12 protein-coding genes are annotated in these 13,003 nt (G+C 73.6%); 2 read left to right on the top strand and 10 right to left on the bottom strand.

The features are described from left to right. Positions 1-64 precede the first annotated feature (64 nt). Both ACUXPL_RS06750 and ACUXPL_RS06745 read right to left on the bottom strand, forming a co-directional pair. Positions 65-2,524, bottom strand: coding sequence for a YhgE/Pip family protein (locus ACUXPL_RS06750; protein WP_454182756.1), 2,460 nt, complete (start codon positions 2,522-2,524; stop codon positions 65-67). After that, positions 2,524-3,309: an ATP-binding cassette domain-containing protein gene (locus ACUXPL_RS06745; protein ID WP_454182754.1), complete on the bottom strand. Its 786-nt coding sequence runs from the start codon at positions 3,307-3,309 to the stop codon at positions 2,524-2,526. The genes ACUXPL_RS06750 and ACUXPL_RS06745 overlap by 1 nt, the downstream gene beginning before the upstream one ends. Before the next feature lie 72 nt (positions 3,310-3,381). Here ACUXPL_RS06745 and ACUXPL_RS06740 point away from each other — a divergent pair, with 72 nt between their 5' ends. Then, positions 3,382-3,990, top strand: a complete 609-nt coding sequence (locus ACUXPL_RS06740) for a TetR/AcrR family transcriptional regulator (RefSeq protein ID WP_454182752.1) — start codon at positions 3,382-3,384, stop codon at positions 3,988-3,990. Positions 3,991-4,011: 21 nt separating this feature from the next. On the opposite strand, the gene ACUXPL_RS06735 is transcribed toward ACUXPL_RS06740, so the two are convergent. Beyond that, positions 4,012-4,779, bottom strand: a complete 768-nt coding sequence (locus ACUXPL_RS06735; RefSeq protein WP_454182750.1) for a sulfite exporter TauE/SafE family protein — start codon at positions 4,777-4,779, stop codon at positions 4,012-4,014. 73 nt (positions 4,780-4,852) lie between these two features. On the opposite strand from ACUXPL_RS06735, the gene ACUXPL_RS06730 reads away from it, so the two are divergent. Then, on the top strand, positions 4,853-6,133 hold the full coding sequence (locus ACUXPL_RS06730; protein ID WP_454182748.1) for an NAD(P)/FAD-dependent oxidoreductase: 1,281 nt from the start codon (positions 4,853-4,855) through the stop codon (positions 6,131-6,133). 27 nt (positions 6,134-6,160) lie between these two features. Here the strand turns inward: ACUXPL_RS06730 and ACUXPL_RS06725 are convergent, their stop codons facing one another. The 7 genes from ACUXPL_RS06725 to ACUXPL_RS06695 all read right to left on the bottom strand — a co-directional run bounded on the left by ACUXPL_RS06725 (position 6,161) and on the right by ACUXPL_RS06695 (position 13,002). After that, a complete protein-coding gene (locus tag ACUXPL_RS06725; protein ID WP_454182746.1) occupies positions 6,161-7,051 on the bottom strand; it encodes a class F sortase in 891 nt (296 codons plus the stop codon). A gap of 29 nt (positions 7,052-7,080) precedes the next feature. Continuing rightward, the gene (locus tag ACUXPL_RS06720; RefSeq protein WP_454182744.1) at positions 7,081-7,776 is read right to left on the bottom strand and encodes an excalibur calcium-binding domain-containing protein; all 696 of its coding nucleotides are present in this window, start codon (positions 7,774-7,776) and stop codon (positions 7,081-7,083) included. A 204-nt stretch (positions 7,777-7,980) separates the two neighbouring features. Then, a complete protein-coding gene (locus ACUXPL_RS06715) occupies positions 7,981-8,193 on the bottom strand; it encodes a hypothetical protein (RefSeq protein ID WP_454182742.1) in 213 nt (70 codons plus the stop codon). Positions 8,194-8,296: 103 nt separating this feature from the next. After that, positions 8,297-8,911, bottom strand: a complete 615-nt coding sequence (locus ACUXPL_RS06710) for a helix-turn-helix domain-containing protein (protein WP_454182740.1) — start codon at positions 8,909-8,911, stop codon at positions 8,297-8,299. Between the two features lie 13 nt (positions 8,912-8,924). After that, positions 8,925-9,845: a sugar ABC transporter permease gene (locus ACUXPL_RS06705; protein WP_420826609.1), complete on the bottom strand. Its 921-nt coding sequence runs from the start codon at positions 9,843-9,845 to the stop codon at positions 8,925-8,927. A gap of 77 nt (positions 9,846-9,922) precedes the next feature. Beyond that, on the bottom strand, positions 9,923-11,560 hold the full coding sequence (locus ACUXPL_RS06700) for an ABC transporter permease subunit (RefSeq protein WP_454182738.1): 1,638 nt from the start codon (positions 11,558-11,560) through the stop codon (positions 9,923-9,925). Between the two features lie 119 nt (positions 11,561-11,679). Then, a complete protein-coding gene (locus ACUXPL_RS06695; RefSeq protein WP_454182736.1) occupies positions 11,680-13,002 on the bottom strand; it encodes a sugar ABC transporter substrate-binding protein in 1,323 nt (440 codons plus the stop codon). Position 13,003: the final 1 nt, after the last annotated feature.

The raw sequence follows: 13,003 nt of genomic DNA, 5'->3' as shown, positions 1-13,003 counted from the left end.
GGCGGCGCGCGTCGCGGGGTGACCGGGCGTTCTCCCGCCCGGCCCCCCGCGCGGCCGCCTCCGCTCAGGCCTGCAGCGCGGGGTGCAGGTCCTTCATGCGGAACCGGCGCCGGCGCCGCACCACGAGCACGTCCAGGGCGAGCGCCGCCGCCCCGATGCCCATCAGCACGACCACCGGCACCCAGAAGTGCTGGTCCAGGCCGCCGGAGATCGCGTTGCGGAACGCCTCGATGGAGTAGCTCATCGGCATGAACGGGTGCAGTGCCCGGAAGAAGCCGGGCAGCACCGCGGCCGGGTAGGTCCCGCCGGTGGAGGCCAGCTGCAGGATCAGCAGGACCAGCAGCAGCGCCGAGCCGGGGGTGCCGAGCGCCGTCTGCACCAGGTGCGCGATGAGGGAGAACACCACGGCCACGAGCACCGTCAGGGCCACGGCCCGCACCGGGTGCACGGGGGCCAGGCCCAGCGGCAGCGTGGCGGCGAGCATGAGCAGGCCGCCGCCCACGGCCACGATGCCCACGGGCAGCCACGCGGCCAGGGCGATCGCCACCGGGTTGCGGCGCCCGGCCAGCAGCCGCCCGCTGATGGGCCGCATGATGTTGAACGCGGCGATGCCGAACACCCACAGCGCGATGGAGAAGAACATCGGCGCCATGCCGCGGCCGTAGACCTCCGCGGAGTTGTCCACCTGCATCACGGCCTCCACGGGCCGGGACATCACCAGGGCGGCCTCGTCCCGCTCGTCCTCGGTCAGGGCGGGGACGCGGTCGACGCCGTCGGAGAGCCCGGAGGCGAGCTCGTGGGCGCCGTCGTCGAGGGTGCCGAGGCCGGTGTGCAGCTCCCCGGCGCCGTCCTGGAGCTGGGCCAGGCCGTCGTCGAGCTCGGTGGCGCCGGACTCCAGCTGCCCCGCACCGTCCTGCAACGTCAGCGCGCCGTCGTGGAGCGCGGCGTTGCCCTCGGCGAGGGTGGTCGCCCCGTCCGTCAGCTCGCCGAGGCCGGACTGCAGCTCCCCGGCGCCGTCCTGGAGCTGGGCCAGGCCGCCGTCGAGCTCGGTCGCGCCGGAGCCCAGCTGCTCCAGGCCGTCCGCGAACTTCCCGGCGCCGTCGGCGAGGGAGTCGGCCCCGTCCTTCGCCTCGCCGATCCCGCCCTGCAGCTTCTCGGCGCCCGCGGCCACGGCGTGGGCGCCGTCGTTGAGGTCCGTCAGATCCGCCTTGGCGGAGGCGGCGACGTCGTCCTCGACGAAGCCCTGGACGCGCTCGTTGGCGGCCGCGGAGGTCTCGGCGGCCTCCTCGGCGCGGCCGGCGACGGCGCTCACCCGCTCGTCCGCGCCGGTGAGCGCCTCCTGGAGCGCGGCGTACTGCTCGGACTCGGCGAGCGTCGGGTCCTCTTCGGCGAGCGCGGCCAGGGCGGCCTGCGCGTCGGCGATGCGGGCGCCCGCGCCGTCCTCGGCCGTGCCGGCCACCTCGGCGACCCGCTGGACGTCCTCGTCCACCGCGGCGACGTCGGCGGCCACCGCGTCCTGCCGCTCGATCACCTGGTCCAGGCCGGGGACCACCGTGTCGTAGAGCTGCTGGGTGCCGTCGGCCACCTGCGTGGCGCCGTCGGTGAGCTCGGCCGATCCGGTCTGCAGCTGGGCCAGCCCGTCGGAGAGGTCCGTGGCGCCCTGGCGCAGGGCGGGGGCGTTCTCGGCGAGCTGCCCGGCGCCGTCGGCGAGGGCCTGGGAGCCCTCGCGCGCCTGGTCGAGCCCGTCGGCCAGGCGGCCGGCCCCGTCCTGCGCGGACGCGGCGCCCTCGGCGAGTCGCTGGGCGCCGTCGTCGGCCTGGGCGGCGCCGTCCGCGAGGTCACCCGCACCCGTGGCGAGCTCGCCCGCGCCCTCGGCCAGCCGGCCGGAGCCGTCATGGGCCTGGACGATCCCGTCCTCCAGCTGGCTCGCCCCGTCCTCCGCGGAGGCCGTGCCGTCGGCCAGCTGTGCGGCACCGTCGGCGGCGTCGACCATGCCCGACCGCAGCTCGCCGAGGCTGGAGAAGACGGACTCGAAGTACGCCTCGATCGCGGACCGGTTCACGGCGGCCTCGACCTTGGCCTGGCTCGAGTTCGTGACGGAGCCGATCACGAAGCCGTTGGCGTCGTCCCGGCGCAGGGTGATCTGCGCCTGCTGCGGTGTCCCGCCGCCCTCGGGGCTGACGAGGTCACGGCTGAGCTCGGCGGGGATCTCCAGGACGAGGTAGTACCGGCCCTCCCGCAGGCCCTCCTCGGCCTCCTCGCGCGTGGTCTCGCGCCAGTCGAAGGCGTGGTCCTCCTTGAGGCGTTCGGTCATGTCCGCGCCGGTGCGCAGCGTGGTGTCGCCGCGCTGGACGGGCTCGTCCTCGTTGACGATCGCCACCGGCAGACGGTCCATGGCCCCGTAGGGGTCCCAGTTCGCGGACAGGTACAGGGCGCCGTAGATGGCGGGGACGAGGAAGATGAACAGCAGGGCGAGCAGGGGCAGGCCACGGCGGAAGCGTCGCAGCTCGTAGCGGAACAGCATCAGTTCTCCCGGACGGGGGGCAGGGTGAGGACGACGGCGTCGCGCGGCACGGGCGCGGAGGCCACGGCGCTCACCGCGAACGGGTGGCCGTGGTCCTTGAGGACGTCCAGGGCCGCGTGGAGCGCGACCAGCTCATCGAGGGTCAGGGTGGCGTCCACGTCGTCGAAGGTGACGAGGCGGGCCGGGCGCAGGCAGGCGACGACGGCGGCCAGCAGCGCGCGATCGGGCGCGGGCAGCTCCCCGACGACGGCCTCCGGCGCCACGGTCAGCCTCACCGCGTCCGCGAGGAGGGCGAAGCGCGCGCGGCCGGCGCGGCGGCGCACGCCGTCGGCGAGGCAGCGCTCGTCCACGACCTCGGCCGCGGTCAGCGCCGGCTCGAGCTCCACGACGTCGGTGGTGTGGGCGATGGCGGTGCGAGCGCGCAGGGCGTACGGGTGGCGCGTGGCGTCGATCAGGGGCCGGTACGCGCGGGCGGCGGGCCGCTCCCGCCCGTCCAGGGCGACGTCCACGGGGCCGGCGGTGAGCACGAGCTCGCCCCGCACGCCCTGCAGGCGCCCCGTGAGGGCGAGCAGCAGGGCCGAGCGGCCCGAGCCCTGGGTTCCGAGCACGGCCAGGTGGGTCTGCGGGGGCAGCACGAGGTCGAGGGGGCCGAACACCGGCCCACGACCGCCGCGCAGGGTCAGACCGCGCGCCACGAGGGTGGCGGGCGGGAGGTCGTCGAGGTGCGCCGGGACGGGGGCGGGCCCGGGGCCATGGTGATCGGCGTCGGTGGGAGTGGAAGACATAGGCCCTCTTTGCCGAGTCGAGGCGGATTCAATACCATCGGTATTCAATACCATCGGCATCGAGAGGGCAACATGGCCACCCGACCCCGCCGCGAGGATGTCCGCGCGGCGATCCTCGACCACGCGGCCCGGGTGTTCGGACGGGAGGGTTACGCGCGGTCCTCCCTCACCCGCATCGCGGCGGAGGCCGGCTACACGAAGGGTGCCGTCTATTCCGGCTTCGCGGGGAAGCCGGACCTCTTCGCAGCCGCCTGCACCGTCCAGTTCGAGCGGGCGACCACCCGAGCCATGGACGGCGTCGCCGACGCCCTGGACGACCCCGACCTGCCGCGCGAGGACCTGGTGGCCCGCGTGGCGGAGGCCCTGGCCGACGTCGTGCTCGAGACCACGGGCTCCTGGCCCCTGCTCCTCCACGAGTTCCAGGCCGTGGGCCTGCGCGAGCCCGCCGTAGGGAGAGCCTACCGGACGCTCACCGTCCAGCGGCGGGACTTCCTGGCCGGCCTGCTGCGCGAGCACCGCGTGCTGGCCGACGTCCCAGACGCGCAGGTCACGCACACCGCGGCCATGCTCCTGATGCTCGTGCACACGCTGACGGTCGAGCGGCACCTGGCCCCGGAGGACCTGACGGTGGACGACGTGCGGGACACGCTGGCCGCGGCCGTGCGCTCCCTCCTGCCCTGACGCCCGCGCGCCGGCCCGGCCTCAGCCCAGGGTGCCGGCCACACCGCGCACCAGCGCCACCGTGCCCCCGACGCCGGCCAGGCAGATCGCGAGGACGCGCGCCTTCGCGGGGTCCACCCGGCGGGCCACCACCGAACCGAGCAGCACACCCAGCGGGCCGCCCGCCACCACGGCGACCCACACCGGCCACGGCACGTGCAGCCCCGCGGGCACGGCCGCGCCGAACAGCGACTTGGTGACCAGCGAGGTGAGATTGGCCAGCAGGAACACGGGCTGGAGGGTGGCCGCCCACGAACGCTGGTCCCACCGGCTCGCCACCGCGTAGACCGCGAGCGCCGGCCCGGCGATCCCCGCGGTGGTGTTCATGAACCCGGCCACGGCGCCGGAGGCGAACACGGCCCCGTTCCCCTGGGCGGTGAAGCGCTGCTGCAGGCCCAGGACGGCGGCCACGGCCACCAGCACGGAGGACCCCAGGAGGATCTCGAGGGCGTGGGCGTCCAGGACCCGCACGGCCCACGCCCCCGCGAACGAGCCGGCCACGAGCAGGGGCGCGAGGCGGACGAAGCGTGGCCAGTCCACGTGCCTGTGGAGCACCGCGAACAGCAGCACCGCAGACACCGAGGCGGCCACGTTGGACAGCGTCACCCCCGCCACCGGGCCCAGGAGCAGGGACAGCGTGGGTGCGGCGATCATGCCGACGCCCATTCCGCTCACCCGCTGGAGCGTGCCGCCCACGGTGATCGCGGCCAGCGCGACGACGGCCGGCAGCCACACCAGGGTGGGGTCCATGTGGGCAGTATGCCGGAGCCGGGGTGTCCGTCGGCCCTGGCGCCCGCCCGTGACGGGTGCGCATGCTGGCCGCATGGCCCAGCACAGCTCCACCCCGTTCCCGCTCGTGATCGTGGGCAGCGGCCCCGCCGGCGTCAGCGCCGCCCGCGCCTACGTCGACGCCGGGGGACCCGGCCCCGTCCTCATGCTCACCTCGGACGTGGACCACCCCTACGAGCGCCCGCCGCTGTCCAAGGAGCTGCTGCGCGGCACCGCCGAACCCGAGCCGACGGTGCTGGACGAGCTGCCGGACGCCGTCGAGCTGCGCCGGGGCGTGACCGTCACCCGCGCGGACCTGGGGGCGCGGACGCTGTGGGCCGCCGAGGAGCCGATCCGCTTCGAGCGGCTCATCCTGGCCCTGGGCGCCCGCCCGATCCCCCTGCCGGATGTCGAGGCCGACGCCGAGGTGCACCTGCTGCGCTCCTTCGCCGACGCCCGCCGCCTGGTGACGTCGGCCGGGCACGCGCGCTCCGCCGTCGTGGTGGGGTCCGGGTTCATCGGCTGCGAGGCGGCGGCCTCGCTGGCGCTGCGCGGGGTGGACACCACGCTGGTCACCCCGGACGGGGTGCCGCAGCAGAGGCGGCTGGGCCGCGCCGCCGGTGAGCGGATCGCCGAGTGGCTGACGGGCGCGGGCGTCACGTTGCGCACGGGCGTGCGGGTGAGCGGCATCGAGGCCCCCCGGACCATCCACCTGGACGACGGCGTCACTCTCGCCCCGGACCTCATCCTCGCCGCGGTGGGCATCGAGCCCGGCGGCGGCCTGCTCGAGGGCACGGAGCTGACCGTTCACGAGGGACGGATCGTGGCGGACGAGCATCTGGCCGCGGCTCCGGGCGTGTGGGTGGCCGGGGACGCCTCCCGGGCCCGGCACGCGGTGGCGGGCCGGCCGATCGTCGTCGAGCACTGGGGCGACGCCCTGGCGATGGGCGAGGTGGCCGGCGCGAACGCCGCGGTCACGACGGTGCCCGTCCCGGAGGCCGCGGCCGGTCAGAGCTCGGCGCTCGCGCACGAGGCCGACGCCGACGAGGGCGCGCTGCGCAGCTGGGACCAGGTGCCCGGGTTCTGGAGCGCCATCGGCGAGCACCTCCTCAAGCACAGCGCCTGGGGCGACGGCCACGCCACGGCCCGCCTCGTCGAGCGCCCCGGCTCCTTCACGGTCTGGTACACGGACGAGGAGGACCGCCTGGTCGGCGTGCTCACCTACAACGCGGACGACGACGCGGCGCGCGGCCGGGAGCTCGTGGCCGCCGGGGCGGCGTGGTCCGAGGTGAGCGGGGACCTGCGCGGCGAGCTGCAGACGGACGGGGACGCCTGAGCGGGCGCTGCCCGGTGCCGAAGCCGGTCAGTAGACGTCCACGAGGGTCGCGTAGACGATGTGGTTCTCCTCGAACTCGCGCGTGAAGGCGTTGTAGCCGTCGCACGTGATCAGGCGCAGCTCGGGGACGTCGGTGTCCCCGTAGACCTCATCCGTGGGGAACTCGTCCTTGCCGTACGTGACGCCGCGGTCCACCGCGAACACGGCCACGGCGCCGTCCTCGCGCTCCACCTCGATCGTGTCCCCCGGCGCGAGGTCGGTCAGGTGGGCGAAGACGCCCGCGGAGCCGTCCGTGGCGTTGACGTGGCCGAGCAGCACCGCCGGGCCCAGCTGCCCCGGGCTGGGCGAGTTCGCGTACCAGGCGGCGGGCGAGCCGGGCTCGGCGGGCGGGACGGCGAGCGAGCCGTCGTCCCGCAGGAGCAGGCGCATCAGGTCGGAGCCCGCCCCGATCGAGGGGATCGTGAAGGACACCGGCGGGGAGTCGTCCAGGCCCTCGGCGACGACGGCCTCCTGCGCCAGACGTTCCTCTTCGGCGACGCGAGCGGCCTCCTCCGCGGCGGCCGCCTGGGCCGCAGCGGCCTCGGCCTCCGCCTGGGCACGGGTGGCCTCCTCGGCAGCCGCCTCCTCCGCCGCAGCCGACGCCGCGGCACGGGAGGCCTCCGCGGACGCCTCTGCGGCGGCCGACTTCTCCGCGGCCGCGCTCGCCCGGACCGCCTCGGCCGACGACGACGCGGCGGCCCGGGAGGCAGAGGCTTCGGCGGCGCGGGCCTCGCGGGAGCGCTGCGCCTGGGCGGCTGAGGCGGACGCGGCGGGATCCGGGGTCGAGGCGGCCTGGCCGGCGCACCCGGTGAGCAGCAGGCAGAGCGCCGCCGCGGACGCCACAAGGCGTCCGCGGCGGGCGGGTCGGATCCGGATCATGCGTGAAGCGGAGGGGATCCGGGCCGGGTTCAGGCCTGGGCGCGACGGCGGACCAGCACGGCCGCACCGGCGACGCCGGCCAGGCCGAGGGCACCCACCGCGAACGCGGCGGCGGGGTCGGCGGCGGGAGCCACACCGGTCTCGGCGGCGCCGACCGGGACCACGGACACCTGGGACTCGTCCTCGGTCTCCGCGACGGCCCCGGTCTTGATGGCCTCGATCTCGGCGGCGGCGGCCTGCTCGCGACCCTCGACGATCACGCCGTACTCGACGTTGTACTCGCAGCCGACGCCGTCGAGGTCCGCGTCGAGGTCCTCGTGGTAGTACTCGGAGTCGGACGGGATGTTGTAGACGCCAGCGGCGAACGCGTCCTTGCAGTCCGGGTAGGTGTACTGCTCGTCGATCCAGTCGGGCTGGGTCACGTGGTCCGGGAGGCCGGACTCCGCCTCGGGCACGGGCGGGGCCCAGTCGGCACCGCCGTCGAGGCGCTGGGTGTTGTAGTACCCGGCGCTCTCCGGTGCCTCGCAGCCGATCCCGTCACGGGGAACGCTCCGGTCCAGCTTCGGCTGGAACCGGGGATGCGTGGACGGGATGTGCGAGTACCCCTCCTCATACGCAGCCGTGCAGTTCGCGAACGGCGCCTCGACGGCCGTGGCGGGGGCGGCGGCGAACAGGGACAGGCCCAGGGCGGCGGTCAGGGTGGCGCCGGTGACGATCTTCTTCATGGCAGACCTCGTTCTCTCAAGGGGAGGATGGAACGCACCACAGGGGGATGTGACGTGGCAGACGAGGCTGAGAAAACCATGACCGGACCCTGGATGTCCAGTGGCCGGCGCCGCTGACTCTGCCGCTGACCTGGAGCGATGCGCCTCCGCCGACCCACGGCGTGCCGCCTCCCCCGGCGGGAAGACGGCACGCCGTCCGCGCGGTCACTTCGCGTGACGGGCGAGCAGGTCCCGGGCGACGTCGATGCCGGCGGCCTCGATGTCGTACGAACCAGTGGACTCGTGGTGGGCCTCCACCGCGTCCGTGATCCGGTAGTGGTCCGGGTTGCCGGGCGGGTCCGAGGTCTCCAGCACATGGATCAGATAGGTCTCACCGGCGGCCAGCGCCTGGCGGTCGTGGTTCTCGTGATGGGTCATGTCGTCCTCTCGGGCGGAGTCCGGACGGGGCCGATCCCCGCCGCACGTACAGCCCAGCGTGGGGCCGTGTGCCGCACCAAGACCAGGCCTGCCCGCCCGCGCCTCACTCCGCTGCGACCACACCTTCCCGCCGCGCGCGCAGCGCGATCTCGAGATCGAACCGCGCGTCGGGGTCTTCGAGGGCGTCCCCGAACAGCCCCCGCAGCCGGCCCACCCGGTACCCGACCGTCTGAGGGTGCACGCCGAGCTCCGCCGCGATGCGGGCGCGCTGACCCCAGTGCAGCAGCCAGGACAGCAGCGTCTCCTCCAGCACCGCCCGCTTGGCCTCGCTCAGGGCCGCGAGCGGGGCCAGCACGCGTGCGGCCAGTTCCTCCACCACGCGCGGTTCGGCGCCCAGCGCCACGCGGGCCAGGTGGTCCTCAGCGAACACGGGCGTCCCGACGGCAGCCGCCTCCTGCCCCGCCAGTGTGTGGGCCACCCGGTACGAGTGGGGCACGAGGCGCCAGTCCACGGCAGGGCCGACGACGGCGGGCACGTCCCCGATCAGCTTGAGCAGCCGGTCGCGCCGACCCCGGTCCCCGGAGGCGTCGAGGACGGAGACGAGCTCGTCGTCGCCCTCCACGACCAGCCCGGCCCGGACGAGCCGGTCCCGGACGTCGGCCTCCGCGTCCGCCGGGAGCACGACGACGGCGGTGGGAGGGGCGGGCGCCCCTCCCACCGCCGTCGTCGGCTCAGCCCTTCACACCGCCGGCCGTGAGGCCGGAGACGATGTACCGCTGCAGGAACAGGAACAGCGCCATCACGGGCAGGGCCGCCAGCACGGCACCGGCCGCGAACACGCCCCAGTTCTCAGAGCGGGTCTCCGAGACGTAGCCGTAGAGGCCCACCGCGAGCGTCTGCGTGGACGGGTCCGTGAGCACCACGGAGGCGATCACGAACTCCGAGACCGTGGTGATGAAGGACAGCAGGGCCACCACCGCGAGGATGGGGGTCACCAGGCGCAGGATGATCGAGAAGAAGATCCGCGCGTGCGAGGCGCCGTCGAGCTTGGCGGCCTCGTCCAGCGACGGCGGGATGGTGTTGAAGAACCCATACATCAGGTACGTGTTCACCCCGAGCGCGCCGCCCAGGTACACGAGGATGAGGCCGAGCTGCGAGCCGATGCCCAGGACGGGTACCAGGTTGCCGATGTAGGTCAGCAGCAGGAAGATCGCCACCACCGCGAGCAGCTGCGGGAACATCTGCACCAGCAGCAGCGTCAGCAGCCCCACGCGGCGGCCCGTGAACCGCATCCGGGAGAACGCGTAGGCGGCCAGGGCGCCGAGGAACACCGTCATCACGGACGTGATGACGCCGATCACCATCGTGTTGAGGAACCAGCGGCCGAAGGGCCGGTTCGGATCGCTGAACAGGTCCACGTAGTTCTGCCCGCTCAACGAGGAGAACAGCCGGTTCGAGCTTGCCATCGTGCCAGTCGGGTCGAGCGACGCGGACAGCACGTACAGCAGCGGGAACAGTGCGAACGCGCTGGCCAGCACGCCCACCGCGTGGCGCCAGCCCAGCTCCCGCATCCAACGGCCGAACGAGCGGCGGCGTCGTGGCGGGGCCGGGTCCTCCTCCCAGCGCAGCGGGTCCGTCTCCTGCTGCGCCAGGGCGGCGGCAAGGGGCGAGGTCGGGACGCCCGCCTCGGGGGCGTCCGGCCGGGGCCGTCCGGAATCCTGGGGGATGCTCACTTGTCGATCTCCTCGAGCGCCTTGGTCTGCCGGAAGCTGATCGCCGAGATGGTCGCCACGATCAGGAAGATCACGATGGACAGGGCGGAGGCCAAACCGTAGTCGCGCCCCACCCCGCTGAACGCCGTCTTGTAGACGACCGTGATCAGCAGGTCCGTGGCGCCGATGTTCGAGCCCGCGTCGGGGAACCGCGGTCCGCCGCCGGTCAGCATGTAGATGATGTTGAAGTTGTTGAAGTTGAACGCGAACGAGGAGATCAGCAGCGGCGCCACCGACACCAGCAGCAGGGGCAGCTTGATGGAGCGGAAGATGCGCCACGGGCCGGCGCCGTCCATGCGGGCGGCCTCGTCCACGTCCTCGGGCAGGGACTGCAGGGCGCCCGTGGTCACCAGGAACATGTAGGGGAAGCCCAGCCACAGGTTCACCACGAGCACCGACAGCCGGGCCAGCCACGGGTCGGTGAGCCACGGGATGTCCGCGCCGCCGAAGAACACGGTGTTGACGAAGCCGAACTCCGGGTTGAGCAGGCCGGCCCACACGAGGCCGGACAGGAACGCCGGGAACGCGTACGGCAGGATCATCATCACCCGGTAGACCTTCTTGCCGCGCATGTCCGAGCGGTTGAAGGCGATCGCCAGCAGCAGCCCGACGGCGAACGTCGTCGCCACGCTCAGGAACGCGAAGGCGAAGGTCCACACGGTGACCCGCACGAGCGGGTCGCGCAGCTCGGGATCGGTGAACGCGCGCGTGAAGTTGTCCAGGCCTACGAACACCCGCCAGCCGGTCTGCAGCGTGCTGCCGTCGTCCGCCTGGAACTGGCCCTCACTGTTGTCCCGGTACTCCACGCCGCTCTCGAGGTCCGTGAAGGTGTCCCGGGCCTCGTCGTACTCCAGACGCGGCGCGTACACGTACCCGCGGGAGCCGTCGCGCGTCTCCAGGGTGCCGTCGGCGGCGTCGTCGCTCAGCGGGACCTTCAGGCGGGTGACCTGGTCCTGACGCTGCAGCAGGTCGCCGAACCGCAGGGTGGTGTACCCCTCCACCCCCACCGGCTCCCCGTCCTGCATCTGGGCCTCGACCGGCTCCAGCTCCTGGTCCGCGCCGCCGAGGACGGGCTCCCCGTCCCGCAGGGTCAGCAGGTAGAGGTCGCCGCCCTCCTCCAGCACCGTGATGTCGTACACCGGGGAGTCCGGCACGCGGACGGAGGAGGAGCGCTGGATGATCTCGATCGCCGCGGCCTTGTCCGAGTTGTGCCCGGCGCCGTAGTTCGTGAAGGCGACGTAGGAGGAGTAGACCACCACGAACACCTGGAACAGCATCAGGAAGACCAGGCCGGGGGCAAGGTACTTGGCCGGCAGGCCGCCGCGGCGCAGGTAGATCCAGTTGATGCCGATCGTGACCGCCAGGGTCAGCGCGAACACCACCCAGTCCCCCGCGGCCGCGAGCTGGAACAGCAGGAACGCGGCGAAGGCGTCCACGAGGCCCAGCAGGACGATCTTGGCCAGCGTGCCACCGAGGCCGTCGGTACCCCGGGCGTCCGCACGACGACGGCGGTCCGGGCCGGTGCGGCGCGCGGCGTCGTCGAGGGCGGCGGTGGCGGCATCGGACCGGTCCGACGCGGTGGAAGACGGGCTCATGGTTCCTCATCCGGCCCGAGGGCCTGCCGTGGAAGGGGGGGGGTGCGCGCCCCGAGGGCGCAGGGCCACGGCCCGCCTCCGGCGTCCCCGCGGGGACGCCGGAGGCGGACCGCGCCGGATCACTGGCCGATGCGGCCCTCGATGTCGGAGATCATCTTCCGCCAGGTCTGGACCGGGTCGCCCTCGCCCTTGATGATGCTCATCTCGGCGCCGCCCCAGAACTCGAACACCGCGCCCATCTCGGGGGCCGCCGGCATGGGGACGCCGTTCTCGCCGATCTCGCCGAACGCCTTGACGGTCTCGTCCGAGGCCGCCTTGTCGAAGGAGGCGGTCAGCGCCGGGGGACGCTTGCCCTCGGCGTAGAGCGCGTCCTGGGCCGCCTCGGTGGAGAGGTAGTTGACCACGAACTCATTCGCGGCCAGCTGGTTCGCGGACTCTGAGGAGACGAAGAAAGCGTTGACGCCCACGAACGGCTGCGCCGGCTGGTCGCCCATGGACGGGATGGCCTCGACCTCGAAGTCGACGCCGGCCGCCTCGGCCTCCTCGACGTTCCACGGGCCGGTGATGAAGTAGGCCGCGTTGCCGGAGTTGAACTGCTCCTTGGCGATGTCCGCGGTCATGTTCGGGTTCAGCACCCCGGACTCGCCGTACTCGGCCAGCTTCTCGGCGAAGGCCTCACCCTCCGGCCCGCCCATGGCCAGCGAGCCGGTGTCGTACGAGCCGTCCTCGGCCTGCGTGAACACGGGGGCGCCCATGGAGGTCTGGAACGGGTACAAGTGGTACGGGTCGCCGTTGACGGCGTCCAGGCCCACCACGAACGGGTACTCGGCCTCGCCGGCGTCGACGGCCTTCCGGCCCTCCGCGATCATCTCGTCGAAGGAGGCCGGGGTGGACTCGGCGAGCTCGGTGTTGCGCAGGATGGCGATGTTCTCCACGGAGTACGGCACGCCCCAGGTCTGACCCTCATAGGTGACGGCCTGCACGGAGGACTCCACGAAGTCGCCTGCTCTCTCGCCCAGCTCAAGGGGCTCGATGGTGCCGTTCTGCACGAGCGAGCCGATCCAGTCGTGGGCGCCGACGATCACGTCCGGGCCCTCGCCCGTGGGGTTCTGGGTGATGAAGTCGTCCTTCATCGTGGAGTTGTCCTTGACCACGAGCTCCACCGTGATCCCGGTGTCCTCCTTGAAGTCCTCCGCCACGGCCTGCAGCGGCTCCTGGCGGTTCTGGTCCACCCACATGGTGATGGTGGTGGCGCCGGCCTCGGAGAGGTCCTGGCTCGGGGACGCGGCGGCCGTGCCCTGCTCGGTGGCGCCGGCCGGGGACGAGGACGCCGGGGCGGAGGAGCCGCCGCCGCACGCGGTGAGCGCGAGGGCGGAGAACGCCGCGGTGAGGGTCAGGCTGAGCGGGTGGCGGAAGAGACCGCCGGTCGTCGTCGACTGCATG

The sequence above is a fragment of the Micrococcus sp. 140720015-1 genome, assembly GCF_053627595.1.
The sequence above is the reverse complement of the archived record's forward strand: the minus strand, read 5'-3'. Positions and strand labels throughout refer to the sequence as shown.